Source organism: Bacillus nitroreducens (genome assembly GCF_964021195.1).
In genome coordinates, this window is sequence record NZ_CAXHYI020000001.1 from 125,932 (window position 1) to 150,830 (window position 24,899).

Here is a 24,899-nt window from a genome sequence, read left to right on the forward strand (position 1 = left end):
GTTCACAGTCGCACTCGATTCTTGACTAAGCATAATCAAATCAGATTAGTTCCAATGAGAAGGTCGATGGATATGAGAAGGTAATTGTGTCTTTACATTCCCTTTAGCGGAATTCACTTGCATCTGGGTCAAGAACATACTGGTGGACAGATTAGCACCACTAAAATCAACGTCTCGCAAATCTGCACCAATAAAATTGACTGCCCTTAAATCTGTATTTCTCATATCCGCCGCAATTAAGTAAGCTCCTCTAAAATCAGTTGCTCTTAAGTCTTTTCCTTTTACCTTTTTACCAATCCAATCGGCTCTCGCATGGTTAAACTCGCTAAACTTCCGTTTCCCGGGCAGTGTTTCGATTGTTCTTCTTCTGACAAAATCACTCACAGATGTAAGCAGTTCACTAATAGAGAATCGGTACATCACTAGATCAAGTGACAATAAATTCTCAGCATCCAACTTTGTTACATCCTGCAATTCCTTTAACTGTTTTCCCAGCTTGTCTGTTATATCATCTGGTATTTCGTAAGTCAGAGCTTCTGCTACGTATGCAATCATTTCATGGATTTGTTCCATGATCGGAAAAACGTCAAACATGTTCTTCGCAATCTCAGGATTTTCCCGCCAGCTCTGACCTTTAAACGTCACTTGAGAAACAACCTGTCCAGCACCTAAACAATCAAATACTGTACAACCTTTGAATCCATGATCCCTTAATTGACTATGAATCTGGCAACTGTAATTAGACTGCAAATTCGTACAAGGTGTACCTGCTGGTTTGTTAATTGGAAAATCACTCGATGCGACAATATTTAGCGCTGTACAACATAATCCAAAGCACGCTGAACAATCTGCTTTTAAACGCTCTCTAATCTTTTTGGCTTCTTTCCTATCCATTTTTTTACCCTCTATCTGAAAAAAATTTGAGTTTTATATAGTCGTGTCCTCTTCAAATGGAACAGGTGTTAATCGTTTATCATCAACGAACCTGCCCCGCTCTTTTACTAATTTCAATAAAAAATGCGTAAATCCTTCATGCATTCATGTATCTGTTAGTAAAAAATGTTAATTTTCCCATCGTCGATTAAGGAATTTTTTCTTAAAATATAAGATAGTTCAAAATCAGATACTGTTTGAAACATATTTATTGGGCAATATTTAACGTTGATATAAAAAAAGAACCTCCACTCAGGAAATTCTAGTTAGTCATCATGTTATTTCCACTAAAGCAACGATTCGTTCTTTATAAAAAGATCAATTTCCAACTGGAGACACTTGCTTTTCCCATTCAGTTGGTCCTTCGTTTGGTTCGATATACTTTCTCCAATAATCGCCCGTTTTCTTATCGAACATAATGATATTTTGTTCGTTCGCTGAAATAAGCTCATATCGATAGAGGTCTTCTGATTTTGTACCACCTTCATTTGTCGAATATCGAATCGCACTCGAAATTGTAAACGCAGAAATAAGTATACAGAAACCTAAAATAACGGTTGCCCTCGTCAATTCTGATTTTGTTTTTTTCTCGCTCAACACCATTCCCCCTCATGGAAAGCCTCATTCTAATACAATTTTATTGTTACAATACGACCTTTATTAAACAATTCTGTTACATTAGGTAAATTTTTTCAAAAAGGTGCATGATCCTTCTTAAATCAACGCACCCGATGAATGTTACTACCGAATAAACGCCGAGTCTCTGTTCGCAAGTGCATCCTGTAACCATCGAGGATGCATTTTCAATAAGTCTTGAGGTAAGTTTTGTTGATTAAAAAACTTTAATTCTAGCGACTCAGAAGAATTACAGCGTAGTTCACCACCTGTAATTTCAGCAAGAAAACAAGTTGTGATAAAATGCACTACCTTTCCATTTGGGTAGGCAAACACCTGTGAATCAGGGTCAGAGTACACTCCAATCAACTTATTAATTTTGATATCTAAATTTGTTTCCTCTTTTACTTCTCTAATAGCTGCCTCAGAAACGGTTTCTCCTATTTCTATATGTCCAGAAGGAATACCCCAAAGTCCTACATCGGATCTTTTCTGTAACAGTACTTGTTTTTCCTCATTCAAAATGATAACTGCAACCCCAGCTTTTAAATCATCAATTCGTTTCATCTAATAAACCTCCCTTAAAATAATAAAAAAAGCCCGAAGAGAAAGGTTTCAACGCATCACAAATACGCTGAACCTTTCCCCTCGGACCTTTTATGTCAATAGGTGCCTTTTACATCGTGTAAAAGATGTAGCCCTCGGTCACTTGACCTATCTCTAGCGGAACCCTAGCTACAATTTTCCAGTTCTTTTTTATTGTACAACTCTTACTTGGAAAATGAAAGATGCATTTTCCCTACCCTTTCTCGTCCGTTCACTAACTTCAACATAACGAATCCTATTTGGATTTACGCACTGTTCATATGTAGGAATACGTATTATTTAGTAGGCGTTCCTTGATGGAAGACCATTTGCCATTCACCTTGTTTTCTTTGCCAAATCGAACTTCGTAAAGCGTATTTCCTGTCATTATGTCTGAATGTTTGATACGTTGCCAATATCACATCAGAAGCTAACTGCTTTATTTTAAAATCAGTCACCGTATATGTTATTGTATCGGTCGTACTCATTCGTTTAAGCCCTTCGAGTAGTGCCTTTTTATCATATGATTTTCCTGAACTGCCGAATTCTACAAAGTCATCAGCAAGAAGCATTTCAAAGTCTTGATACTGATAGTTCATTAATCTCTTTTCAAGATGAAGAATATGCTCTGCTAATAATGATTGCTCCATCAAACCTCTCCCCATGTAAAGCATTTTTCTAGTAATTCTCCAAGGAGAAGTAGTTATCCTTCTTTCTCTCCCCTGACTCATTTGTTCAATAATGCATTCAATAAAAGTAGTAAATTCTCCCATCATGATAAAAAGAGGCAGCAAATATGCCGCCCCTAGTCTCGTTTTCCTTTCCTGGAATCCTTCAGTGATACAATGCGATAGAAAATTCATTTCTATATTGATCGATAGTACAAGCTGATCATTCACCCTTGTTTCATCCTCAATATTAGGCTCTTTTTCCCACTATATGATAAAGAGCCATGAAAACCCAAACAGCCGTTGGAATTCCTACTGCTCCAATGATGATATACGCGATGAGGCGAACGATGTTGTCTGTGTCATTGGCAAAAAACAAAATCAGAATGGATGCTAATGCAAGTAGGGTAGGTATTATTTTTACCGTATGGACAAGTCCACTTCTTCCTTCAACTTTCCACTTGTTGGAATAGGTTGAGACTGCAGTCCAAACAATTGGTAAGGTAGGCACAGTGAGGATAAAGGCTACAACAGTAAGAATGGAATGTAAGATTCCAGAGCTAAACATTGCTCCAGCCCACGCGAGTATTGTTAATAAGACAGAAGAAATGGTCAATGTTTTCATATTCTTATTTGACGTTTCATATTTTTCAACCATTGTATCACGGTCAGAATAGATTGGTTTTGTACCGGATTTTGCTCGAAATAAATGAATATCCGCTTGTGAGGCAACCAAGGACCATCCAGCAGACGAAAAGTAGGTCAAGTATTCCTCTTTTTCGTCCTCTTTTAACGATCGATAATCGATACTGTAGATATAATCTGCACTCTCGCCTTTTTCAAGTGTATATCCCATGAATGCAAAATCACTAACATGCCAACCTTTTAAAGAAAATCGGCGTAATTTTTCCATGTCCTTCCCCTCTGAGAATGCTAACCCACCTGACGTAATATATCTTGTACTTTTCATTCTTTCCCCTCCTTCAACCCAGCTTCAGCTAAGTCAATCATTACCTTTCTTATTCTCAAATCTTCTTCTAGTACCCGTCTGCCCTTATCCGTAAGTAAATACGTTTTTCGTCTTGAATCTGATCCATCATATAACTGAATCCACTCTTGCTTTAATAACTTTTTAATAATCGTATACATTGAAGCTGGACCTATTGATATAGCCCCTTTTGATGTTTCTTCAATTAAATTCATAATCCCATAACCATGCCTAGGAACAGTTAACGTTGCCATAATATAAAACATCGTATCTGTTAATTGCTCTGATTTACTCAATCCATAACCTCCTATATCATATTGTGATATATCTAAAAATAATATATCACTTTATGATACAGTTGTAAACAACTTTTATATCACAAAGTGATACATTTTTCTGTTTTTTAATTAATATCAAAGGGGCTGTCCGATAAGTCCTAAAAAATAAGGCAAGGGAGAAAAACGACCGTTTTTCTCCCTTGCCTTTTCGTCTACTACACGGGCCTCGTGATGTTGTGGAATAAGAGATTCGATATCATAAGTCATTTGAATTTGTCGATTATCGCAGGGTTTGAAAGTAGGGGCTAATTGTCTTGGATTAGGTTCTTTTTGTTTTTCTTCATTTTGAACTTCTAGTTTCTCCTCTTCGAACTCTGGAAAAAGGGAAGTTTGCGTGTTATAATTTTCATTAGTAATTAATTGATTGCTCATAAAAAATCATCCTTTCTGGAATGTTGTGTGGTAACTTCATTTTACTAAAAAGGATGATTTTTTTGTGTGTTTTTTTTAAAAGTTACGAGTCAATACTATTAAATTTTGTAACCTTGTTGATTGTAGCGGAAGGTACGAGACTCCTGCGGGAAAAGCGTGGCCAGGGGAGACCCCGCAGGAGCTTGCGACGAGGAGGCTCCCGGACCGCCCGCGGAAAGCGAGTGCCTGCAGCGGAAATCAACACCAGATTTTTTAGTAAACCCAAAAAACAAAAAATGAGGGCTGTCCTCAAAAGTCATTTTTCAGTGACTTTTTGGACAGCCCCGATTTTTTATTTACGTTATACAACCTGTTTTCTTTCTACATATGTTACACGGACTCGCTCATAAATAGCGCCATATACAACGGTCATCAAGACGACACTTGCTACCATCACAATAACACTTGGGACAATAAACGTTTTACTCATTGCGAATAACACATCTGTACGGAACCAGTTTTGGAATGGTAAACCTACACTTAATAAACCTGCAAAAAAGGCGACTTTGACACCGATGTGCTTCCCTTTCATTTTGCGGATCATCCCGTTAACAAATAAACGTAGAAGTGCTAATCCAGCACCCACAAAAAAGAACGTAACTAAATAACTTTTCACTGCTTCGTCTAAAATAAAGGCTTTCCCAATCATTATGAAAACAATGGCTAATGAAATTGACAAGATGATTTTTGCTTTTTTATTCATGACTGTTTCTCCCTCCAAAATTGAACATCCTGTTCATTACAATGAATAGTGTAAAACGCATGAACAACGGAAGCAATAAACAAAAATGAGCATCGTGTTGAGTTTTGGACGAAGTTAATAAATGATTGATTTTACTTCAATATTGCTATTTCAAATTAAGACCGAAATACATTGACTTCAAACTTAGAGACCACTCTTTTATCAAAGCTACCTCGTTCATAATAAACTCATTTATTGCTGTAGTGTAAAGCTTTGTGCCCATGTTGTTTTATATTTCACCATAGAAATAATCATCACGAATGATAGTATGATGGCACCACCGTCAGTTATCGCTGATGGAAGAACACCCCAAAATCCATAAGCATCCATGGCAGCCGCCCACATCGATGACGGAATCATATAGAAACCGAGCGCTTGAGTGATATTAATGACAAATACAGCCCACCATAATGCTTCAGAACGACTTTTTATGGCTAGTATTCCTAATGCATTCCCAAGAATATAAATACATCCTACAATTCTAAAACCATAAGTAAAACCTGGTGCTTCTCCAGTTGGATCAGGTGCGCCTGCCATCTTCATCATTTCTTCAATTAACGATATGTCGACAATGACAAAGTTCTGTAATACAGAACCAATCGTAAAAATGACTGAACATATGGCGATGAATATCTGTAGTTTTCGTGTTGCAGTAGTAGGTGTTAGTAGATTTTTACTTTTCTTCTTCATATAAGTCCTTGTTCCTTTCTAATCTTGATTGACTAAAGCTTAATTTCTACTAAATAAATGTACTACTACTCTACTTCTCATCCAATTAGGCTTTGGATTAATTTTTGATAAGCCTTGAGACTTAATCATTTAATAAAGAAAAGCGTAAATCCTATCGGGATTTACGCTTTAAAAAACCTCCAGTATCCTTTATGTAATAGTTGATGGATTTGCTGTTGATAAATGATTCGCCATGAATGTAGGTGCTTGAATGTAACAAAAAAATGATTGTTCATCCGCAATCGCAACTGTCTTCTCAGAGTCATACAAAGCGACCCTACAGGAGGAATTATTTTGACATATCCGCTAACTTACTTCTGTCTTCTGCTAATGGAGGTTCCTCAAGCCACTGGTTCTTGATCATGAGGTTGACCCAATCATTCCCTACTTTTAAATCTTCCATCATTGCCGTCATGTATTTTGGTGATAAGTCTCTTCTAAGCGAGGAGGCCCATCCCGTTCCGTAATAAACCATGGCGGTTGAGAATAAGAAGCCAACTTGGAACATCAGCAGTTTATCCGAAAATGGTGACACGGTAGAATTTGTAATTTCAGCATCAAAAATAGGTGGACTTGGAAGATTATCTTCATACAACACCTCAAAAAACAATTTGATATGGTCATCTTTTGTTTTTAATGCTTTCTTTAAGAAGTTTTTCACTTTATCTGACTTTGTCACTTGCAAGGCTGACGCCATAAAGGTTTTAGCAAACATACTCTTCTTTAAATTAAAATAAATATCTGTAATTTCGATACAACTTAGAGGTCTTTTTTCCCCGAACCAACCTGCTAAAAAGTTTTTATCATCAATGTAGTCTGCCTTATAAGAAGGTGGGATCACAGGTGGTCGATAATATAGTCCTTTTTCTAACAACAAATCCTTTGTACGATTACACAATTCAGTCGCACTCACGAGACATTCCGTAAAATAGGTTCGTATATCCTCACGTGTACATGTTGTGATTGCTCCACTATATCCATGACAACCATGAAGGGACATGATATTCAAATAGTTTAAGGCAAAGACATCAGAAAATAATTGGGGGGCTCCTTTTATGTAGTCAGTCTCCGAAAATCCAATTGGAATCGGAAAACCTTCGCTCTTAAAAAACGTTTTGATACGTTCGATATGTTTCGTGCTAAGTGACATGGCAAATTCAAATGCACTTCTAATATCATTGTCCTTTACATGTTCCATCATATGTTTATGAATACATATACTCGCTGTTTCGTTCGTATACTGAACCCAGAGTGCGGCAATCTCAGCAGAAGTTAATTTAACTTTAGAATGTTGATCCAATTTCACACACCTCACTATTTATTCATAAGGTGTCCATTTATTAACAGAAAAATTCAGAGTGATTATATTTTGATTATGAAAAAGAAGCCGAACAGATATACAAAAAATATGATTGTACAAACATAAATTTGTCACATTTAAAAAGTCATTTACTAGCAAAGAAAAAACTAGGATCTTATCCTGATCCTAGTCTTAAACTATGTATTAATCCTATCTTATTGTTCATCAAAAGCTACTCTTGGTTCAAATCCTTGATTAATTCAATTTCATCTCTGATAGGAATACCATCATAACCCATTAATGGTATCTCAGGTTTGATCTGTCTTGCTTTCTCAACCGCATTCCTTAAAATGCGGGACAAAACAAACCCTCGTTTTTGATAAAACTTTAATGCTACTACATTATCGTTTGTCGTTACGAGTTTAAGAAGTTTGCACTTTTTCTTACTAGCGAGTTTCTCGACTTCTTGAACTAACAAAGTACCGATTCCTCTTCCTTCCTCGATACTGTCTAATGATATAATTTCGCATTCATTATCTTTCATGATGTATGTAATTAGGCCGATTATTTTACCGTCTTTATCTAGAACGGTAAAACCATCTAATGCACTACAATCATACACTCCACTAGAAATAACCATTTCTGGACTTCCCCAATGCGCGTTAAAAAATTCAATGATTTTATGTTTCGGTAAAACTTCAATAGATGTTACGTTCATGATAACCCCTCTTCATGTAGCCTGCTTCGTTTGTTCAATATTCATCGGCTCTTACTTTTCATCCCGCTGTTTTAATAAATCGATTATTTCTTTGTTTTGACTGCTAACTTTCTTCAATTTCCCATCAATGGATAAACACGTAATGGCCACAATAATAACTGCGAAAGTCAGTACAAATTCCATTTTTCCGACCTCTTCCCTTAAAATATAATGTTAAGATTGGATAAATTAGAGAGACCCCATAGGATTCCCCATTTTTTTCTTTAGATCATTTTTCTTTAAGAAACATTTTTTAGCCAAGTCAACACTTGAACGAACTGAAAGGGCCCAAACCAAGTCATTAAAAACATGACAACGAAGAAAGTAATAAGTGAGATGAATTTTGAATTTCCTTTTTTCTTGTTGAGCAATTGCAATAAAACGTAATACAACTCCAACCAAAAAAGAAATAATCCCCAACTAGACAATGGGTTCAGAAAAATTCTCTATAATCCAATTGAATCCGAAGAATAAGAATCCTAACACCATCAATCCTATTGACAATCTACTAAACTTCTTCATAGTTTCACCTATATTAACAACTATACCATTTTATGGGATACATTTTCGTTATGTAACCAAATATCTCTTCAACCACTCTAATGTGTGATTAAACAAGGCTGTTTCGGTTTCATGCTCTTGAAATAGATGCCCTGTGTCTGGAAAAGAAATCAACTGACTTGAAAGATGTTGAACCATTCGTTTATAGGCGACCGCGTCTGCAAATAGGACATCTTGGTCTTGTTCACCATGGATGATGAGAACAGGATTCTCGTATTGATTGATACAATCTAATGGATCAAACTCTAATAGTTCCTCGAAAAAAGCTCTCCCTATTTGTTCCCCCTCAAACTCAACTGGTTCACCCTTCAACCCGTTTATGACTCGATCCATCCCTAGGAGATGAACGAAATTCCAATAAGGATTTGAGATTGGTGCCCACAACACAATGGTTGAAAGATTCGTAGATAACTTTGACTGGGCAATTGAAGCAATACAACCACCTAAACTATAACCAATGAGGCCAATTTTCGTAACCTCATAATTCTCCATGTTACTAACATAAGAAAAGACATCGACTACATCCTCAATTTGACTTGATATGGTGGATTCTGAAAATTCTCCTTCTGAATCCCCGCTTCCATAATAATCAAAACGACATGCCGCGATTCCATGATTGGCTAATTTCCGTGCCATTTTGGTAAATAATCGGTGCGGGGCTGATTTTGTCCCTTGAAACCCATGAGCAAACACAACGAGCGGACCAGAGGAACGACTAGGTGGAATATGTAAGATTCCTACGAGTTTCTTCCCCTTCCGATTGTCAATGACAATAGGCTTTTCGATGATAACCGACCACCTTTATGCGTAATCTTTACTTAAAGTATACAAAATAATGCAAGTTTGATAAATAAAGGTTTTAAAAATTCGAATAATACTTCCTTTTTAAACATCTTCTATTCTAAAAAGTTATTAGCTTTGCATTTATCAACATTTTGCGTTACTTTAAAAGTAGAATTATCAAATGGGGATGATACTGATGGGAAAAAATGACTTAGTGAAAATTAATCAACATTTACATGAAGTGATTGGAACACAACATCGGGAGAAGTGCTCACAAATCAATCACAACTTAAAGCTAATTCCTGATTTTATTGACAATATACGTGAAGTCCTACTACCAGAATATTATGTGACAAGTGTTGAACGAACAATCGAGAATAGTCTAGCAAAATTAGAAAGCCTTCAAAACAAATTACAACACTTGCTATCTTATAAAAATGACAACATGACTGCCGAACAGGATACATATCAATTCCTAGAATTATTACCTAGATTAAGGGAAATGATCATGAAAGATGTGGATGCGGCTTTCAGAAAAGACCCTGCAGCCAAAAGCTATGAGGAAATTGTATTGACCTATCCAGGTGTCTTTTCCATCATGGTACATCGGATCTCTCATGAACTACACAAGATGGGGTATTCACTAGTCTCTCGAGGCATTTCCGAATATTCCCATAGTAAAACAGGCATCGACATCCATCCTGGCGCCACAATCGGACATAGTTTTTTTATGGACCATGGAACTGGCATTGTTGTTGGGGAAACGACGATTATTGGAAACGATGTCACCCTCTATCAAGGGGTAACGCTCGGTGCCTTTTCATTTGATCGCGATAAAAATGGAGAAATCATCAAGGGTGGAAAAAGACGTCATCCTGTCATTGAAGACAATGTCACAATCTACGCGGGTGCAACCATTCTTGGTGGAGACACTGTGATTGGAAGAGATTCAATTGTTGGTGGGAATGTTTGGTTGACAAAAAGCATCCCTGCTGGCAGTAAGGTCGTGACGGTCATCCAAAATAAAATGTTATAACTCCCAACGGAAATTGTTTGTATAAGCAATTTCCTTTTTTATTCTGCACACTTTTTGTCAACTGGAATACGATATGAAAAAAAGGATTGTGACAGATGCCTATTTCATTTCCAGTGAGTATAACAACACATATGTTTCGCTTTGATTCCGAAAGAAAAGTCTATTACCCACAAGTTGAAAGAATGAGAAATCAACAACTCCAGCATTCTATCAATCAATCGATTGTCCGCCAAGCACAAGGATTGATTTCCGTTCAAGTTGGGAATTCCCCGACAACCGTTAAAGAAATGATTGGTGAATACGAAATCAAAAACAACCAACGGCAAGTATTAAGCCTAACCCAATCAAACTACACCTACCATGACAGGGCAGCTCATGGGAACACCATCATTCACTCGTTGACATTTGACTTAAAACGCGGCAGACGAGTGAATCTCAAAGATCTCTTTAAACCTGGCAGTGATTATGTCAAAAGGCTATCCGAATTGATTCACGTCCAAATCAAAGAACGTGATATTGGCTTAATTTCCGAATTTACCACAATCCGTCCAGACCAGTTTTTTTACATTGCCGATAAAACACTCGTGATCTATTTTCAACTCTATGAAATCACGCCTTATGTATTTGGCTTCCCGATGTTTCCGATTTCTGTCTATGATATCCAAGATATTATCGATGAGAATGGTCCACTTGGGAGATTGGCAACAAATAACTAACGTTATGCGAAAGAAATTACCCCTACCTTCACAATTACAGGTACAAACTAACCTTTTATTGACACATACCAATAGCCTTCAAAAGAACAGACCCTTCGCAAATCATTCGGTCTGTTCTTTTTGCCTCGTGTAACAACGGTTTGGAGATTTACCAAACTAGTTCTACAAAATTAATGGAGCAACGCTTCTTACGAATTGGTTGCTCCATTAACGATTTCACCTTATCTTTTATGTAGATATTCATAAGCTTCTATTATAATAATTCCTTATTTTTCTTATAGGATCTATTTAATGATAGAAAACTAGTGAAAAACCAAAGGAAACTAATAATCAATAATAATCCTACAATAGTTAGCCACCCATGTAGGTTATTTGGTACACCATCAACTAAAATGTATAACAGAAAAAATGTTACGACGAAGCTAATTGTCCTTGTCCCAATAGTCTTTATTTCTCGCTTGTACGCATGTTCAGTCACAATATCGGTATATTCAATCCCAGATGCGATATACCTTGTGGTGACATAAAAGAGGAATACAGCAATGGGTAACAAAAGTAGAAATCCTTCGTGGATTTGAAAATACATATTACAGAAAACCGCTATGATAAGTGAGAGCAAAAGGATGATTCCCCCTTCTGCTAAAAAATATAACATCTTTTTTTCCTTATACTCATCTTTTGGTAAAATACTTGATATCCATGATTTCATTACTCCTCTACCTCCCAAAATAATTCATCTAGAGTTTTATTAAGTTCTTTGGCAATTGCAATACAAAGTTGTAGCGTAGGATTATATTCTCCTTTCTCAATTAACCCAATTGTTTGTCTAGTTACACCGACTCTTTTCGCTAACTGTTCTTGAGTAATTGACTTTTTAATTCGACTGATTTTCACATTGTTTTTCATACATTCACCTACATTATGCAATATATATCTTACATATGCAATTTATATGTTACATTTTGATTTTAAAAATGTCAAGATTACATGCTCACAAAAAGGAAACGATCCCTTCTACTGAAGAATTCAATTGTAATTTCTATTGTACAAACCTATTCTGTTAAATCACACATTTTAGTCAAGCTAAATTCCTCACTCTCCCTATGTCCCAACTCCATCCATGAATGGATACCTATGCATATGCATTCATTCCACTCCACTTCCCAGATAATGAATAATTTGGAAAGACATACAAACCCTAACAGTAGATGCTCTAGTTGGGTGGTAGTGGAATGCAATTCTCTCGTAAACAGATCTTATATGTTCTCATACTTTTTATCGGAATCTCAAATCATGTGCTGATCTTGCCCCATTTACTTACAACAGGGAAACGTGATGCATGGATTTCAGCCTTATTTGCCTATGCAATCACCTTGGTTTGGGGGCTAGTCCTCTATTTGATCATGAAGCAAAATCAACAGCAACTCCATCTTTCAGATTGGATTAAAGCGCGTGCTGGGAGCATTGTTTCACAGATTTTTATGACTGTTTTTTTGGTTTATGTATTTGCTATTAGTACCATTTCGTTTTATGATCTCATTCAGTCCATTAACATCTATTTTTTACCACGTACACCATCTTTTGTGGTCATGCTACCATTTCTGTTGATTTGTATTTGGTCTGCTTATAATGGGTTAAAATCGATTGTCTATGTTTCGGCGATCTTATTACCATTTGTTTCGCTACTTGGTATTTTTGTCGCTACATTTACACTTCCCGTAAAAGACTATAGCTATCTTTTCCCCATCCTTGCTGACGGCTATCAACCCGTTCTAAAAGGGGCAATGATCATTCTTGGAGGGAGTGCAGATTTGCTTGTGCTTTTGTTACTACAGCATCATGTAAAAAAATCGTTCTCGATTCCTAATCTTTTTTTTCTAATCACATTTTTAACCGTTCTCATCCTAGGTCCTACCATGGGTTCCCTGTCTTCTTTTGGTCCTGCGATCGCGTCTAATATTCGGTTTCCAGCGTTTGAACAATGGAGACTGGTTAAGTTGGGGAATTATATTTCACATGTTGACTTTCTGGCTGTCTTTCAATTATTGAGCGGAGAACTCATTCGGGTTTCATTGGGGTTATACCTACTTGGAGATATGGTAAAAGGTCATTTACACCCCGATAAAAAAAAGCACATCTTTACCGTTGCTTCCATTCTCTTAGGATTGTTTTCATTCATACCACTTAGTGATGTGTGGGTGCAGACATTAATAGGTCGATATTTTTATCCATCTGCATGTATAGGTGGCGTGTTAATAACGTTAGCTTTGTGGATCATTAGCTATTTGCCTACAAGGAAAGGAACCCAAAACATATGAACGTGGAAACATTACAGCAAAAATTGGCAAACCAAGAATTGACTTGTATGGAAGTAAAAGAAATGTTCAATCATTATGCAGATATCGATTTTTTACCGATTGAAAACAGGGAGGATCTTCAAGCGTTTTATTGCAAAGGGATGCTGGATACGACACAACTAAATGAGTATTATAACCGAATCCTCCTAAGTATCGAAGAGGAGGTATCGCGGAGTCATTCCGAAATGCTGCCTCCTGTTCAGCATGTGAGTAGTATAAAAGAGATTGCAACTCTCGTCTTTTCGGGTTCATTCATTGTGTATCGGGAAAGAACACCTTACTTTCACGTGTTCGATCTTAGTAAAGTGCCACAGCGCTCCCCACAAGAATCGACAACAGATGTTTCGATAAAGGGACCTAAAGATAGTTTTACAGAGGAAATCGATACGAATATCGCATTAATTCGAAAAAGAATCAAGACGGCACAGCTTTATAGTGAGTCTTTTAAGCTTGGAACAATAAGCAATACGGATGTTTCCCTGCTCTATCTACAGAATAAAGCCAACCCAGACATATTAGAGGAAGTAAGGAAAAGACTAACGGAATTCAACAGTGAAAATGTGTCAAGCAGTGGTCAATTAGAGCAATGGCTATCGGATTCTACGTTTTCCTTATTTCCGCTCTTTGACTATACAACACGTCCTGATTTTGCCATCCAAAGCATGATACGGGGGAGATTTTGTTTAATTGTAAGTGGGTCTCCAACAGTGTTAATTGGGCCAATCAATCTTTTTGAATTGCTAAAATCACCGGAGGATGTTCATTTTCCATACTATTTTGTTCTATTTGGACGGTTGATTCGAATCATCGGCTTGGTCATATCCATTTTCCTACCAGGATTTTGGGTTTCTCTCTCTTCTGTTAACATTGACCAATTACCATTCGCATTACTTGCCACTGTAGTTGTTTCAAGGGAAGGGTTACCGTTACCCATCGGAATTGAAGCGATTTTCATACTCGCATTGTTTGAATTAATTAGAGAAGCTGGAATTCGTATGCCAACTGTTGTTGGACAAACGGTCTCAATTGTCGGAGGTATTATTATTGGGGATGCTGCGATTCGAGCAGGCCTTGCTTCTCCGACCATGATTGTCATCATTGCCTTATCCGCAGTCGCGAGCTACACGCTTGTGAACCAGTCTCTGGTTGGAACGGTAAGTATCCTCCGTGTGTATACCTTATTGCTTTCCATATTTTTGGGCGTCTATGGGCTTATCATTGGGTTATTTAGTGTACTCATCTACTTAGCTAATTTAGAGTCGTTTAAGGTGGCATATCTTGAGCCTGTAGCTTCCATAACATACAAGGAATATCTCAAAGCGCTGTTTGTGGATCCCTTTGATAGAAAGAAATTTGAAATATCTTTTTTACAGAAGCGGAGAAAGTAGAATGAAACGTATAACCACAAAAGCTTGTTGTCTTAACCTATTTCTATGTCTCCTCCTCATGACCGCTTGCGAGCATGACATGGGCGAAATTGAAAACATGAACTTCGCAACCGCTATCGGAGTCGATTATCGAGATGGGAAATACTACGTATCCATCCAATTAATTGGTTTATCCTCTGTTGCCAAACATGAAAACGGAGAAAAAGCCGAACCTGAGGTATATGTATCGGAAACGAGCGGAACAACCTTTATTGATTCGTTTTTCAAAGCTTATACCTCTTCGCAAGAACGATTTATTTGGGCACATGTGACCGCCATTGTTGTAAGTGAAAATGTACTAAAAAATGGACTCGCTGCCATTTATGATGGCTTAACCCGCTATCACGAGTTTCGTCCGACGCCATGGATTTTTGCAACAAAGGACCCCATCGAGGATATTTTAACATCGACAGGTTTTTTTAATCAAAATTCGTTGAATACCATACTTCATAATCCAGAAAGTTCATATAGTCAAAGTTCAACGATCCGACCAATTAAATTAAATCATTTAGCACGTGGATTTTTCGAGCCTGGTCAAACCACTTATATTCCTTCACTAGCTATTAATGAAACACAATGGAAGAATAATAAAAAGCCAGAGGGTAAATTAGAAATTGATGGGGCGTTCTTTCTCGATAACCAGGAATACAAAGGCTTTTTTCCCTTTGAAAAAATCAAAGGAATACGTTGGATAACACCTGAAACACAACGGACATCCATCATTTTGCCATCTGAAGAAAATCCTGAATTTATTGCCGTACTGGAGAGTCAAGTGGTAAAAATCCGACCTGAGAAAAAACAGGATGGAAACTTTCAATTTTCAATTCTCTACTTGGCCAATGGAGTTGTAAGTAATCGGATCACAGACAAGATCCAAGAGGTAGTCGCCATGGAAGATTTCGTCAAAAAAGGAATCATGAAAGAAATCAGGGAATTATATCAACTAGGATTAAAACACGATATCGATTTTTTAAACCTGGAGCATAAGATATACAGAAAATACCCTGCTGATTGGAAAAAACTTAAGAATCAAGACACGATCCTCCGAGAAGACAGTATTTCAACCATTGAGGCCCATATCAACCTGGAACACTCTGGTTCATTTAAAAACCGTAAACTTAAGGTTGTCGAGTAATGGAGTTGGGTAAAATGTAAGGCCATGGGTTGATTTTACTAATAATCGTCTGATAAAAATGCAATCTAAGCAAATTGTCGATAAATGTGTAATCGTTTTTTAAAATATCCTTCCTAAAGTCTAAGGGGCATCGGTTAATAACCGCTGTCCCTTATTTGTTGTGACTTTTCCTTATTTCTACTCATCGTGTCGATTCCTGACTCCTCCCATCGAAACAACTTCAATTGTACGTGTGCGTAATCCTTTAGACCTTGACCCACTCTTAAATTTTCGTTTTAATGAGAATAGTTAGATTATTAAAAACTTAGCTTGAGAGGAGGCTTAGGTGTTTAGAGAAGTATCTGACATACTTGAAGAAAGAGGGGGAAATGGATGGAGAAAATCGAAGCTTTTTTAGGTCAAATGAGTGACATTGTTTGGGGGATACCATTACTTGTCCTCTTAGTCGGTACAGGTATCTATCTGACAATTCGTCTTGGATTCCTTCAAGTTCGATCATTGCCATATGCATTAAAACTCGCTTTTTCCAGAAACCAGGATAAGGATTCAGATGGAGATATTTCTCACTTCCAGGCTCTCATGACAGCTTCGGCAGCCACAATTGGAACAGGAAACATTGTTGGTGTTGCCACTGCTGTTGTAATGGGTGGACCTGGTGCAATCTTTTGGATGTGGCTCGCAGGACTATTCGGAATGGCTACAAAGTATGGAGAAGCCATTTTGGCCGTGAAATATCGTATAAAAGACCCAGAAGGCAACATGGCTGGAGGTCCCATGTATTATTTAGAACATGGATTAAAACAAAAATGGCTCGGTGTCTTGTTTGCACTCTTTGGGGCTCTTGCCGCATTTGGGATAGGTAATGGTACTCAGTCAAAAGCCGTTGCTGATTTGATGCATAGTACATTTTCTGTTCCTTTCTGGGTAACAGGATTAGCGCTTGTTCTTTTTGCTGGATTGGTTATCCTCGGAGGCATTAAATGGATTGGTCGCGTAACAGCCTTCTTTGTTCCGATTATGGCACTCTTTTATATCCTTGCTGGTTTAATTGTCATGGTATTGAATATTCATCTGATACCAGAAGCTGTTGGCATCATTTTCACATATGCATTTACAGGCGAAGCCGCGGTTGGAGGAGCGATTGGTGCGGCAATTCGCTTTGGTATTGCGCGCGGATTATTCTCCAATGAAGCTGGACTAGGTTCTGCTCCAATTGCTGCAGCAGCTGCGAAAACAGATTTACCTGGAAGACAGGCACTTGTATCCATGACACAAGTACTCATTGATACGTTCATCATTTGTTCGATTACAGGTATTACCATTGTAATGTCTGGTCAATGGGAAGATCAATCCATCGCAGCTGGTGTCCTGACATCATCTGCATTTGAAACACTATTAGGTGGCGTTGGTCCATACATGGTTACATTTGGATTATTATTCTTTGCATCTTCAACCATCCTTGGATGGGGCTACTATGGAGAAAAATGCTTCCAATATCTGGTCAAGAATCCAACAGCCGTGAAAATCTATCGTTTCGTATTTGTCCTCTTTATCTTTGTGGGCGCAACAGCCTCCATTGACGCCGTCTGGGCTTTAGCGGATGTACTTAATGGATTAATGGCGATCCCGAACTTAATTGGGTTACTTGGATTATCAGGTGTAATTATTTATGAAACGAAACGATTCCAACAAAAAGTAAAAGAAGAACGAGAACTGGCTGCTCAAGGTGGCGAAAAGGCACAACTGTAATAGAACGAATTAGAAAAACGACAGTAAATCCCTTTACAGGGCTTGCTGTCGTTTTTAGTGTAAAAAAATCAGTGTGAGACATCCTTTCTTCCTTACGTTTCTTCATAAAAAACGGATAAGTGGGTAAGTTTATAACTAATACATCATGAAGCGAGGAGTACCAATGCCCATCATTACGATTGATGAAACGAGTCTATATTATTCTGTTAAGGGAAAAGGAATACCCATTGTGTTTATTCATCCCCCTACACTTACTTCAGTCAATTTTCACTTTCAAGTAGAAGAATTATCGAAAGACTTTCAGGTTATAACCTTTGATATTAGAGGTCACGGGCGAAGCAGTTATTCGAGTCAACCAATTACCTATCCTTTGATTGTGGAGGATATCAAACGTTTGTTGGATCATCTTGAGATACAACAAGCCTATGTATGTGGTTATTCAACTGGTGGTTCAATCGTACTAGAATTTTTGATATCTTCACCTGAACGAGCATTAGGAGGAATATTAATCGGCGGAATGCCCGAAGCAAGTGATCCACATTTAAGAAAAAAAATTGCTTTAGGTGTAAAACTAGCGCATGCGGGAGCTGTCCCATTGTTAGCCTGGTCTATCTCTTGGAGCAATTCAAAAAACACCCTAAAACTGTTTAACAAAATGCGTACAGAAGCTCAAAAAGGTGACGCACAAAACATCGAACAATACTATCAATATAGCTTGAAATATAATTGTACCAATCAATTACACCAGATCTCTCTTCCTGTTTTATTAATCTATGGAAAAAAAGATAAGCCATTTCATAAGTACGCAAAGCAACTGCATCAACAATTACCTAATAATGAATTAACGTTTATTGAAAAAGCCGATCATCAAATTCCAACAGATGCCGCAAACAAATTAAATGAATTAATTTCTCACTTTGCTAAGTCCCATCAAACAAAATCAACTTAAAAGAAACGCTCTGGTTTCACACAGTAACAAGGAAAAAGCCACAACTACGGTTATCGTTGTGGCTCCTCTTGTTTCATGACATTATATAAACGTCCAAGTTTCTCAATTTCTACTACGATTTCATCGCCTTCTTTAAGCCATTCCCTTTCTTCTTCAGGGTAAGTCATTACGATTCCATCGGGTGTTCCTGTTAGGATAATATCTCCTGGCTCTAAGGTAAAAAGTTCTGAAAGGCTACTTACTAGTTCTGCACAGTTAAAAATCATATCATTAGTGTTAGCATTCTGCCTTATTTCTCCGTTTACATACGCTTTTAATGTTAGATTATTAGGGTCCCCCACCTCATCGGAAGTAACTAGATATGGCCCTATTGGACAAAAACTATCACAACATTTTCCAGGTACCCATGATGTGGTCATGTATTGCAAATCCCGTGCAGAGAAATCATTCGTATTACAGTAACCTATCACATAATCTAATGCCTCTTCTTTAGAAACATGTCTTGCCTTTTTACCAATTACAATCACTAATTCTGCTTCATAGTCAACTTCTGTAGAGTTAGATGGGATAAGTATAGGATCACCGCTTGCCCGAACCGCACTACTAAACTTGTTAAATAAATGTGGGAAATCAGGTTTAGACATATTTACCTTTTCCAAATAACCATAATAATTTTGTCCCACACCAATAACCTTTCCTGGATTGGGCACACATGGACCAAGATTTAAACTATCCTCTTTCAAAAAGATCTCACTATTGTTACTTTGTTCCATTTTCCTAACAAATTGTTGAAGTAAGTAAATACTATTATCCTCTGCCTGAAGTACCTCATCTATTGTTTGAGGTATATCACGAGTAGGAAATAATGTTAGAGCTTGAGAAACATCCAAAATACCTTTATCAGTTTTGATGCCTAGCCTTAACCCTTCTACTGTTCGAAAAGTTAGTAGTTTCATTATTTCAATTCCCCTTTTTACGATGAAAATTATTTAATTTAGAAATTCTGACTAGACTACTAAACCTAGTTATAAGGAGCATTCCTGTTAGAAGGATTTTCGGGGACTTGAACAAAAAAGAGCCCTCTTGGTATGATACGGGGTGTCAAGATCTGCAGAAATTGACCCCTAATTTGTTAACCAAGGAGGACTCCATAATGGATTTTAAACAAAATCAAAAAATTAATCAAGTCACTGAAAAAACACTAGTGGTCGGAATCGATATTGCTAAGCGAACACATTTTGCTTGCTTTGTTGATGATCGCGGCCGTGTGCTCCAAAAATCGTTTTCCGTATCCCAGGCTGGAAATGGTTTCGATTATTTCTATAAACGCGTTCTGGATGCAATGGAAGAAAACGAAAAAACAGAGGTTATCATTGGGATTGAACCAACTGGCCACTATTGGCTGAATTTAGCTTACTTCCTTGAGGAACGAGGCATACCTTTGGTAATGGTTAATCCAATGCATGTCAGACGGTCAAAAGAGTTGGATGATAATCTTCCGACTAAACATGATCGTAAGGATGCATTAGTGATTGCTCGTCTCGTAAAAGATGGTCGCTTCAGCTATCCCCGTATCTTAAAAGGTATGGAAGCTGAACTTCGCGTTGGATCAACTTTCAAAAGTAAGCTGACTGAGGAATTAGGCGCTGTCAAAAACATGATGATTCGCTGGTTAGATCGCTATTTCCCTGAATTCACTCAGGTGTTTCCGTCATTCGGAAAAATGGCTTTGGCTGCACTTGAATGTACTCCATTTCCAAGTGATCTTCAACAGAAACAACCCGATGAAGTTTTATCCCTTTATCGAAAGGTTGAGGGGCTTAAATCTCCCCAAAGGCCTAAAGCAGTGCGCCTTATTGAAGTCGCTGCTAATTCTATCGGAGTAACAGAAGGACATGAGATGGCTCGAATTGAAATCACCACACTTGTCCGCCGTTACTATCAACTAGAAAAAGATATTGAAAGCATTACTCAACGCTTAGTTGAACTTGTAAAAACATCAGTAGAATACGAATGGCTATCAACGGTTGAAGGAATTGGAGATAACACTATTGTCGATCTATTAGCCGAAATAGGAAGCTTTTCAGACTACGAGAATCCACGCCAATTAATCAAACTTGCGGGATTAACGTTACGCGAAAATTCCTCTGGACTGCATAAAGGACAAAAACGCATCTCTAAACGAGGCAGAAGGAAACTACGTGCCCTCCTGTTCCGAGTAATGATGCCCATGATTCGTCACAATGAAGCTTTCAAAAAGCTACACGAGTATTACACAAACCGTCAGGTTAATCCTTTACGTAAGAAGCAATCCATCGTGGTTCTATGCGGAAAACTATTAAAAGTATTACACGGGATTTGCACGAAGCACAAAGCGTTTGACGCACAGCGAATGATGAGGGATATTCCTGGTCTCGAAGAGGCTGTATAAGTCCTTACACCCCTAAATTAGACTTAGACATCAGGATGACACGGAGAAGCTGGCACTTTTTTTTCCATTCGACCTAGAGTCCCTAAAGGAGCTTCGCTAGCCTCTGCCTTATGACTAGACCGAACGAAGGAATGTAGGCACTTAGATGCCAAGAGACATGGGAGGGTACGTCATCATAAGCTACGCAGAGATCCATTGTGCATCGTATAATTCCCTAGCACTACTTACCAGCATTATCCAGTAGTGACCGCGTAGCGTACCCATGTATTGGAATAGTTTCACATATTTTAAAAATACTGTTAGGAATTGTGTCGAAAAATATTTTTTTGACAACCCACTAACGGATCAAACCGTTGGTAAATCAACATTTATAGAGGGAGTATATTTTTTAAAAAATTGCTTACAAAGAATACCTAGATTAGAAGAATTAGCTTGATGCAAATCTAATGAACTTACACAGATAACTTCGTTTCATCTTCAATTGAAAAATCTGTAATATTCTCTGCCGACTCGGATGCCATTTCTGGAAACTTTTTCGCAAATAAATTGCCAGCAACCATATACAGTAATGCCGTAGTAGCTAAGGAAACAAAGTAATTATAATCCAAGAACAGAAGGCCCATTACGATTCCTGCTACATAACAGAACAAGGATACGGGATTGATTCCATGCCAGTAGAAATATTTTCCTTTACTATTAAATAGATCCCCAAGACTTAATTTTCGTTTTCGGAAGTAGTAATAATCCACTACTACGATTGCTAGCGCTGGACCACCCGCTGCGCCGAATACAGCCAAGAACACATCCAATATAGGACCAAATTTCCACGGTTGTAAAACAAACGCAAGTACACCAACAATAATAGTAGCTGTCTTGAAATTAAGCTTCTTAGGTGCAAGTGCACATATAACATACACGGATGGGAATAGATTTGCAGCAGTGTTTGTGGATAACTGAGCTACAAAAACGAATATAGCTAAGACTGCAATAATCGCATTATTTCCACCAGCAAGTAAATCTGTAAGGTATGGGAGCACTTGTGCACCTGTCATACCAGGTACCAGAACAACGGTAACAATACCTAGCATTGTAAAGAACATAAAAGCAGGAGCAGACCAAGCCATGTACGAAAACAAGAAATTTCTAGATGCTTTTTTCATGTTGCCATTTTTTATCTTACAATCCTTCGTAAAGTCATTGAATCCCATTGCAATAGCCGCATATCCACCTAAACAGACGCCAAATCCATAGAGCCAGTTCTTACTTTCTCCTCCTGTAACACCCTGATCCCAAATATCAAATATGGAAACAGCGTGCGTTTTCATTAATACATAGAACATAATAGCACCAATAATAATCATCAGAGGTGCTGCAAAAGAAGTAAATCGTTCAATTCCTTTTGCACCAGTAATTGTTACAAGTATGAGTAGAGTAGCGTTAATAATTATCCCGACGATTATGTTATCAAATCCAAACACAGCCGTGGTAAACATATTGACCGCAGTTGCACCGACAAACCCGTTTAAGCCGACAAAAATGATGGCCGGCAATGCCCGCACAACCGCAACAATCTTACCTCCAAGCGGCCCTGCTACAGCTGTTATCGACGTGGCAAAGGAAACACCATATTTTAGTCCAATCTCTTGAGTCGCAAAGCATGCTAGACATACTAGTATTTGACCGATTAAATTAATCCAGACAAGTTCTCCAATTGTATAATACTTTATCAAAGGAGTCATAACCATAAAGCCTGTCACTTGTACCGCAATTCCGAACCATATCATACCTAGACCAAATGGGTTGATTGTTCTCTTGGAAAACTCTATTGGAGCCAACGATTCACTATAGAGATCATGTTCTGGTTTTGGTTGAAAACCAATCATACTTTTCCCTCCTAAATATTAATAAAATAAGATCCTTTATAACTCTCGAATTTCCTGCCAAACTAGCAAGATATTTCCTGCATTGTATTCCCAACCTCAGTGTGTATAAATACTAGAGAACGTAATCTCATCGTTAGCAAAACATCTTCCAAATCCAATTTAATGTGACTTGAGGCATGTTTCTCTGAACATTCTGCTTCGATTCCTTTTAAATGAATCATTTCTTACTTTCTAATTTTAGATATTCACCTTCATGTAGAACTCTATTTAGACAAGACTGGAATGTTTACCTTCGTCCTAGCTGGTTTTGTTTCAACAATGATCTCTCCGTTTCGAACGGAATAAAGTACTGGAGATAGACAGCGAATGGCGTCGTATTCCGATTCTGTATCAAGTACAATGAAATTCGCCTTATTGCCCTCTTTTACACCATAATTGTCTTCTATACGTAATGTTCTAGCTCCATGTGTTGTAATTAGCTTCAACGCTGTTGTTATATCGTCGTACCCTGTCATATGACATGCATGTAGTCCCATTTCAACGACACGAATTAAATTACCATCACCTAATGGGTACACAGTATCCATAATAGAGTCTAGGCCGAAGCATACATTGATATCTGCTTCTAATAGTTCCTTTACCCTTGTTAATCCTCTTCTCTTAGGGTAGCTATCGGTTCTTCCCTGTAAATGCAAGTTCGCCTTTGGTAGTGAGACAAAATTTATTTTAGATAGTTGTAGTTTCCTAATAAGCTTTTCTGCATACGCATCATTATAAGAACCCATTGCAGTAGTATGGCTTGCTGTGACAAGTTCCCCCATACCTAGTTTGTATGCTTCAGCTGATAATACTTCGACAAATCTTGATTGATCATCATCATTTTCATCACAATGAATATCTACCAATTTGTTGTATTTATAGGCTAGTTCAATCGTTTTCTTTACAGAATTTACCCCATCTTCTCTAGTTAATTCGTAATGTGGGATTCCTCCAACAACATCTGCACCCATCTTCAAAGCTTCTTCTACTAATTCATCACCTTTCGGATAGGCATAATATCCTTCCTGTGGAAATGCAACAATTTGGATGTCTACCCAAGGTCTCATTTCTTCTCTCAGTTCTAGTAGAGCTTCTAATCCTATGAAACTAGGATCTGTAACATCTACATGTGTTCTAATATGTTGCACACCATGTTTCATAAGCATTTGCGTACCTTTTAACGCGCGCTGTTTTACTTCTTCTTTTGTTTCTTTTAAGATTTTCTTTCTATCCGACCAAATTTGAATACCTTCGAATAGAGTACCAGATTGATTCCATCTAGGTGTACCCGCGGCCAAGGCAAAATCCAAATGGACATGTGGCTCAACAAATGGAGCCGATACAACCTTTCCTTCAAGATCGATAACCTGATCGCCTTCCTTTACATCAACATTGGAAGAAGGAGTGATGCCAACGATTGTATCTTCTTTAATTTCAATGTCCCAATTTCCTTCTTGACCATATAGCTTTGCGTTACTAAATTTCATAGTATTCACATCTCCTTACTCAACTTTAAATTGCAACTTATATATCTAAGTAGTCATTTTAAAACAATTGATCATTGTCTTTCGTGACTGTACTTAGCTTTGTATACTTGAAACAGAAATGATAGAGATGCTCAAGGGCACTATCTTCCGAAGTTCGTAGCGTGAAAAATGGTAGATTCAATTGTTAGCAGCCAACTAGTACTGATAAAATATCGGCAAATATTCACTAAAAGATGATGTGATGACTAGAGAGAATACCCTAAAGCAAAGCACAACTACT

General features: G+C 37.7%; 26 protein-coding genes. 8 read left to right on the top strand and 18 right to left on the bottom strand.

What is annotated here, in order from left to right:
• Positions 1 to 45: 45 nt before the first annotated feature.
• The 13 genes from ACWPVE_RS00680 to ACWPVE_RS00740 all read right to left on the bottom strand — a co-directional run bounded on the left by ACWPVE_RS00680 (position 46) and on the right by ACWPVE_RS00740 (position 9,416).
• A complete protein-coding gene (locus tag ACWPVE_RS00680; RefSeq protein WP_453989913.1) occupies positions 46 to 894 on the bottom strand; it encodes a pentapeptide repeat-containing protein in 849 nt (282 codons plus the stop codon).
• Between the two features lie 357 nt (positions 895 to 1,251).
• Complete coding sequence (locus ACWPVE_RS00685) at positions 1,252 to 1,530, bottom strand: hypothetical protein (RefSeq protein WP_453989914.1); 279 nt, start codon at positions 1,528 to 1,530, stop codon at positions 1,252 to 1,254.
• A 144-nt stretch (positions 1,531 to 1,674) separates the two neighbouring features.
• Positions 1,675 to 2,115 carry an NUDIX domain-containing protein gene (locus tag ACWPVE_RS00690; RefSeq protein ID WP_453989916.1) on the bottom strand — a complete coding sequence of 147 codons (441 nt, stop codon included), beginning with the start codon at positions 2,113 to 2,115 and terminating at the stop codon, positions 1,675 to 1,677.
• 314 nt (positions 2,116 to 2,429) lie between these two features.
• Positions 2,430 to 3,032, bottom strand: coding sequence for a nuclear transport factor 2 family protein (locus ACWPVE_RS00695; RefSeq protein WP_453989918.1), 603 nt, complete (start codon positions 3,030 to 3,032; stop codon positions 2,430 to 2,432).
• Between the two features lie 19 nt (positions 3,033 to 3,051).
• On the bottom strand, positions 3,052 to 3,771 hold the full coding sequence (locus tag ACWPVE_RS00700; protein WP_453989920.1) for a DUF2812 domain-containing protein: 720 nt from the start codon (positions 3,769 to 3,771) through the stop codon (positions 3,052 to 3,054).
• Entirely contained in the window at positions 3,768 to 4,085 is a 318-nt protein-coding gene (locus ACWPVE_RS00705; RefSeq protein WP_453989922.1) for a PadR family transcriptional regulator, read from the bottom strand. The genes ACWPVE_RS00700 and ACWPVE_RS00705 overlap by 4 nt, the downstream gene beginning before the upstream one ends.
• 117 nt (positions 4,086 to 4,202) lie before the next feature.
• Entirely contained in the window at positions 4,203 to 4,499 is a 297-nt protein-coding gene (locus ACWPVE_RS00710) for a hypothetical protein (RefSeq protein WP_453989924.1), read from the bottom strand.
• A gap of 340 nt (positions 4,500 to 4,839) precedes the next feature.
• Positions 4,840 to 5,241, bottom strand: coding sequence for an MFS transporter permease (locus ACWPVE_RS00715; RefSeq protein ID WP_453989926.1), 402 nt, complete (start codon positions 5,239 to 5,241; stop codon positions 4,840 to 4,842).
• Positions 5,242 to 5,472: 231 nt separating this feature from the next.
• Entirely contained in the window at positions 5,473 to 5,970 is a 498-nt protein-coding gene (locus ACWPVE_RS00720; protein ID WP_453989927.1) for a hypothetical protein, read from the bottom strand.
• A gap of 328 nt (positions 5,971 to 6,298) precedes the next feature.
• Complete coding sequence (locus tag ACWPVE_RS00725; RefSeq protein ID WP_453989929.1) at positions 6,299 to 7,309, bottom strand: DUF3231 family protein; 1,011 nt, start codon at positions 7,307 to 7,309, stop codon at positions 6,299 to 6,301.
• A gap of 232 nt (positions 7,310 to 7,541) precedes the next feature.
• The gene (locus tag ACWPVE_RS00730) at positions 7,542 to 8,027 is read right to left on the bottom strand and encodes a GNAT family N-acetyltransferase (protein WP_453989930.1); all 486 of its coding nucleotides are present in this window, start codon (positions 8,025 to 8,027) and stop codon (positions 7,542 to 7,544) included.
• Positions 8,028 to 8,078: 51 nt separating this feature from the next.
• Complete coding sequence (locus ACWPVE_RS00735) at positions 8,079 to 8,210, bottom strand: hypothetical protein (protein ID WP_453989934.1); 132 nt, start codon at positions 8,208 to 8,210, stop codon at positions 8,079 to 8,081.
• Between the two features lie 426 nt (positions 8,211 to 8,636).
• The gene (locus ACWPVE_RS00740) at positions 8,637 to 9,416 is read right to left on the bottom strand and encodes an alpha/beta hydrolase family protein (RefSeq protein WP_453990822.1); all 780 of its coding nucleotides are present in this window, start codon (positions 9,414 to 9,416) and stop codon (positions 8,637 to 8,639) included.
• A gap of 190 nt (positions 9,417 to 9,606) precedes the next feature.
• Between ACWPVE_RS00740 and ACWPVE_RS00745 the strand changes: the two genes are divergently transcribed.
• Both ACWPVE_RS00745 and ACWPVE_RS00750 read left to right on the top strand, forming a co-directional pair.
• The gene (locus tag ACWPVE_RS00745) at positions 9,607 to 10,446 is read left to right on the top strand and encodes a serine O-acetyltransferase (protein WP_453989937.1); all 840 of its coding nucleotides are present in this window, start codon (positions 9,607 to 9,609) and stop codon (positions 10,444 to 10,446) included.
• 95 nt (positions 10,447 to 10,541) lie between these two features.
• A complete protein-coding gene (locus ACWPVE_RS00750; protein WP_453989939.1) occupies positions 10,542 to 11,162 on the top strand; it encodes a DUF3298 domain-containing protein in 621 nt (206 codons plus the stop codon).
• Positions 11,163 to 11,415: 253 nt separating this feature from the next.
• Here the strand turns inward: ACWPVE_RS00750 and ACWPVE_RS00755 are convergent, their stop codons facing one another.
• Together ACWPVE_RS00755 and ACWPVE_RS00760 are read right to left on the bottom strand one after the other, a co-directional pair.
• On the bottom strand, positions 11,416 to 11,871 hold the full coding sequence (locus ACWPVE_RS00755; protein WP_453989941.1) for a DUF3278 domain-containing protein: 456 nt from the start codon (positions 11,869 to 11,871) through the stop codon (positions 11,416 to 11,418).
• A complete protein-coding gene (locus tag ACWPVE_RS00760; protein ID WP_453989943.1) occupies positions 11,871 to 12,068 on the bottom strand; it encodes a helix-turn-helix transcriptional regulator in 198 nt (65 codons plus the stop codon). Before ACWPVE_RS00760 ends, ACWPVE_RS00755 begins: the two co-directional genes overlap by 1 nt.
• Before the next feature lie 326 nt (positions 12,069 to 12,394).
• On the opposite strand from ACWPVE_RS00760, the gene ACWPVE_RS00765 reads away from it, so the two are divergent.
• The 5 genes from ACWPVE_RS00765 to ACWPVE_RS00785 all read left to right on the top strand — a co-directional run bounded on the left by ACWPVE_RS00765 (position 12,395) and on the right by ACWPVE_RS00785 (position 18,779).
• Positions 12,395 to 13,480 carry a GerAB/ArcD/ProY family transporter gene (locus ACWPVE_RS00765; protein WP_453989945.1) on the top strand — a complete coding sequence of 362 codons (1,086 nt, stop codon included), beginning with the start codon at positions 12,395 to 12,397 and terminating at the stop codon, positions 13,478 to 13,480.
• Positions 13,477 to 14,907 (top strand): spore germination protein, encoded by a 1,431-nt coding sequence (locus tag ACWPVE_RS00770; protein ID WP_453989947.1) that lies wholly within the window; start codon positions 13,477 to 13,479, stop codon positions 14,905 to 14,907. Before ACWPVE_RS00765 ends, ACWPVE_RS00770 begins: the two co-directional genes overlap by 4 nt.
• Before the next feature lies 1 nt (position 14,908).
• A complete protein-coding gene (locus tag ACWPVE_RS00775; RefSeq protein ID WP_453989949.1) occupies positions 14,909 to 16,081 on the top strand; it encodes a Ger(x)C family spore germination protein in 1,173 nt (390 codons plus the stop codon).
• Positions 16,082 to 16,453: 372 nt separating this feature from the next.
• On the top strand, positions 16,454 to 17,830 hold the full coding sequence (locus tag ACWPVE_RS00780; RefSeq protein ID WP_453989951.1) for an alanine/glycine:cation symporter family protein: 1,377 nt from the start codon (positions 16,454 to 16,456) through the stop codon (positions 17,828 to 17,830).
• A gap of 163 nt (positions 17,831 to 17,993) precedes the next feature.
• Positions 17,994 to 18,779, top strand: coding sequence for an alpha/beta fold hydrolase (locus tag ACWPVE_RS00785; RefSeq protein ID WP_453989952.1), 786 nt, complete (start codon positions 17,994 to 17,996; stop codon positions 18,777 to 18,779).
• A gap of 50 nt (positions 18,780 to 18,829) precedes the next feature.
• Here the strand turns inward: ACWPVE_RS00785 and ACWPVE_RS00790 are convergent, their stop codons facing one another.
• On the bottom strand, positions 18,830 to 19,735 hold the full coding sequence (locus ACWPVE_RS00790) for a fumarylacetoacetate hydrolase family protein (RefSeq protein WP_453989954.1): 906 nt from the start codon (positions 19,733 to 19,735) through the stop codon (positions 18,830 to 18,832).
• A 197-nt stretch (positions 19,736 to 19,932) separates the two neighbouring features.
• Here ACWPVE_RS00790 and ACWPVE_RS00795 point away from each other — a divergent pair, with 197 nt between their 5' ends.
• Complete coding sequence (locus ACWPVE_RS00795; RefSeq protein ID WP_453989956.1) at positions 19,933 to 21,210, top strand: IS110 family transposase; 1,278 nt, start codon at positions 19,933 to 19,935, stop codon at positions 21,208 to 21,210.
• A 452-nt stretch (positions 21,211 to 21,662) separates the two neighbouring features.
• On the opposite strand, the gene ACWPVE_RS00800 is transcribed toward ACWPVE_RS00795, so the two are convergent.
• Positions 21,663 to 23,093 carry a cytosine permease gene (locus tag ACWPVE_RS00800; RefSeq protein ID WP_453989957.1) on the bottom strand — a complete coding sequence of 477 codons (1,431 nt, stop codon included), beginning with the start codon at positions 23,091 to 23,093 and terminating at the stop codon, positions 21,663 to 21,665.
• Positions 23,094 to 23,356: 263 nt separating this feature from the next.
• Positions 23,357 to 24,619: a cytosine deaminase gene (codA, locus tag ACWPVE_RS00805; RefSeq protein WP_453989959.1), complete on the bottom strand. Its 1,263-nt coding sequence runs from the start codon at positions 24,617 to 24,619 to the stop codon at positions 23,357 to 23,359.
• Between the last annotated feature and the right edge of the window lie 280 nt (positions 24,620 to 24,899).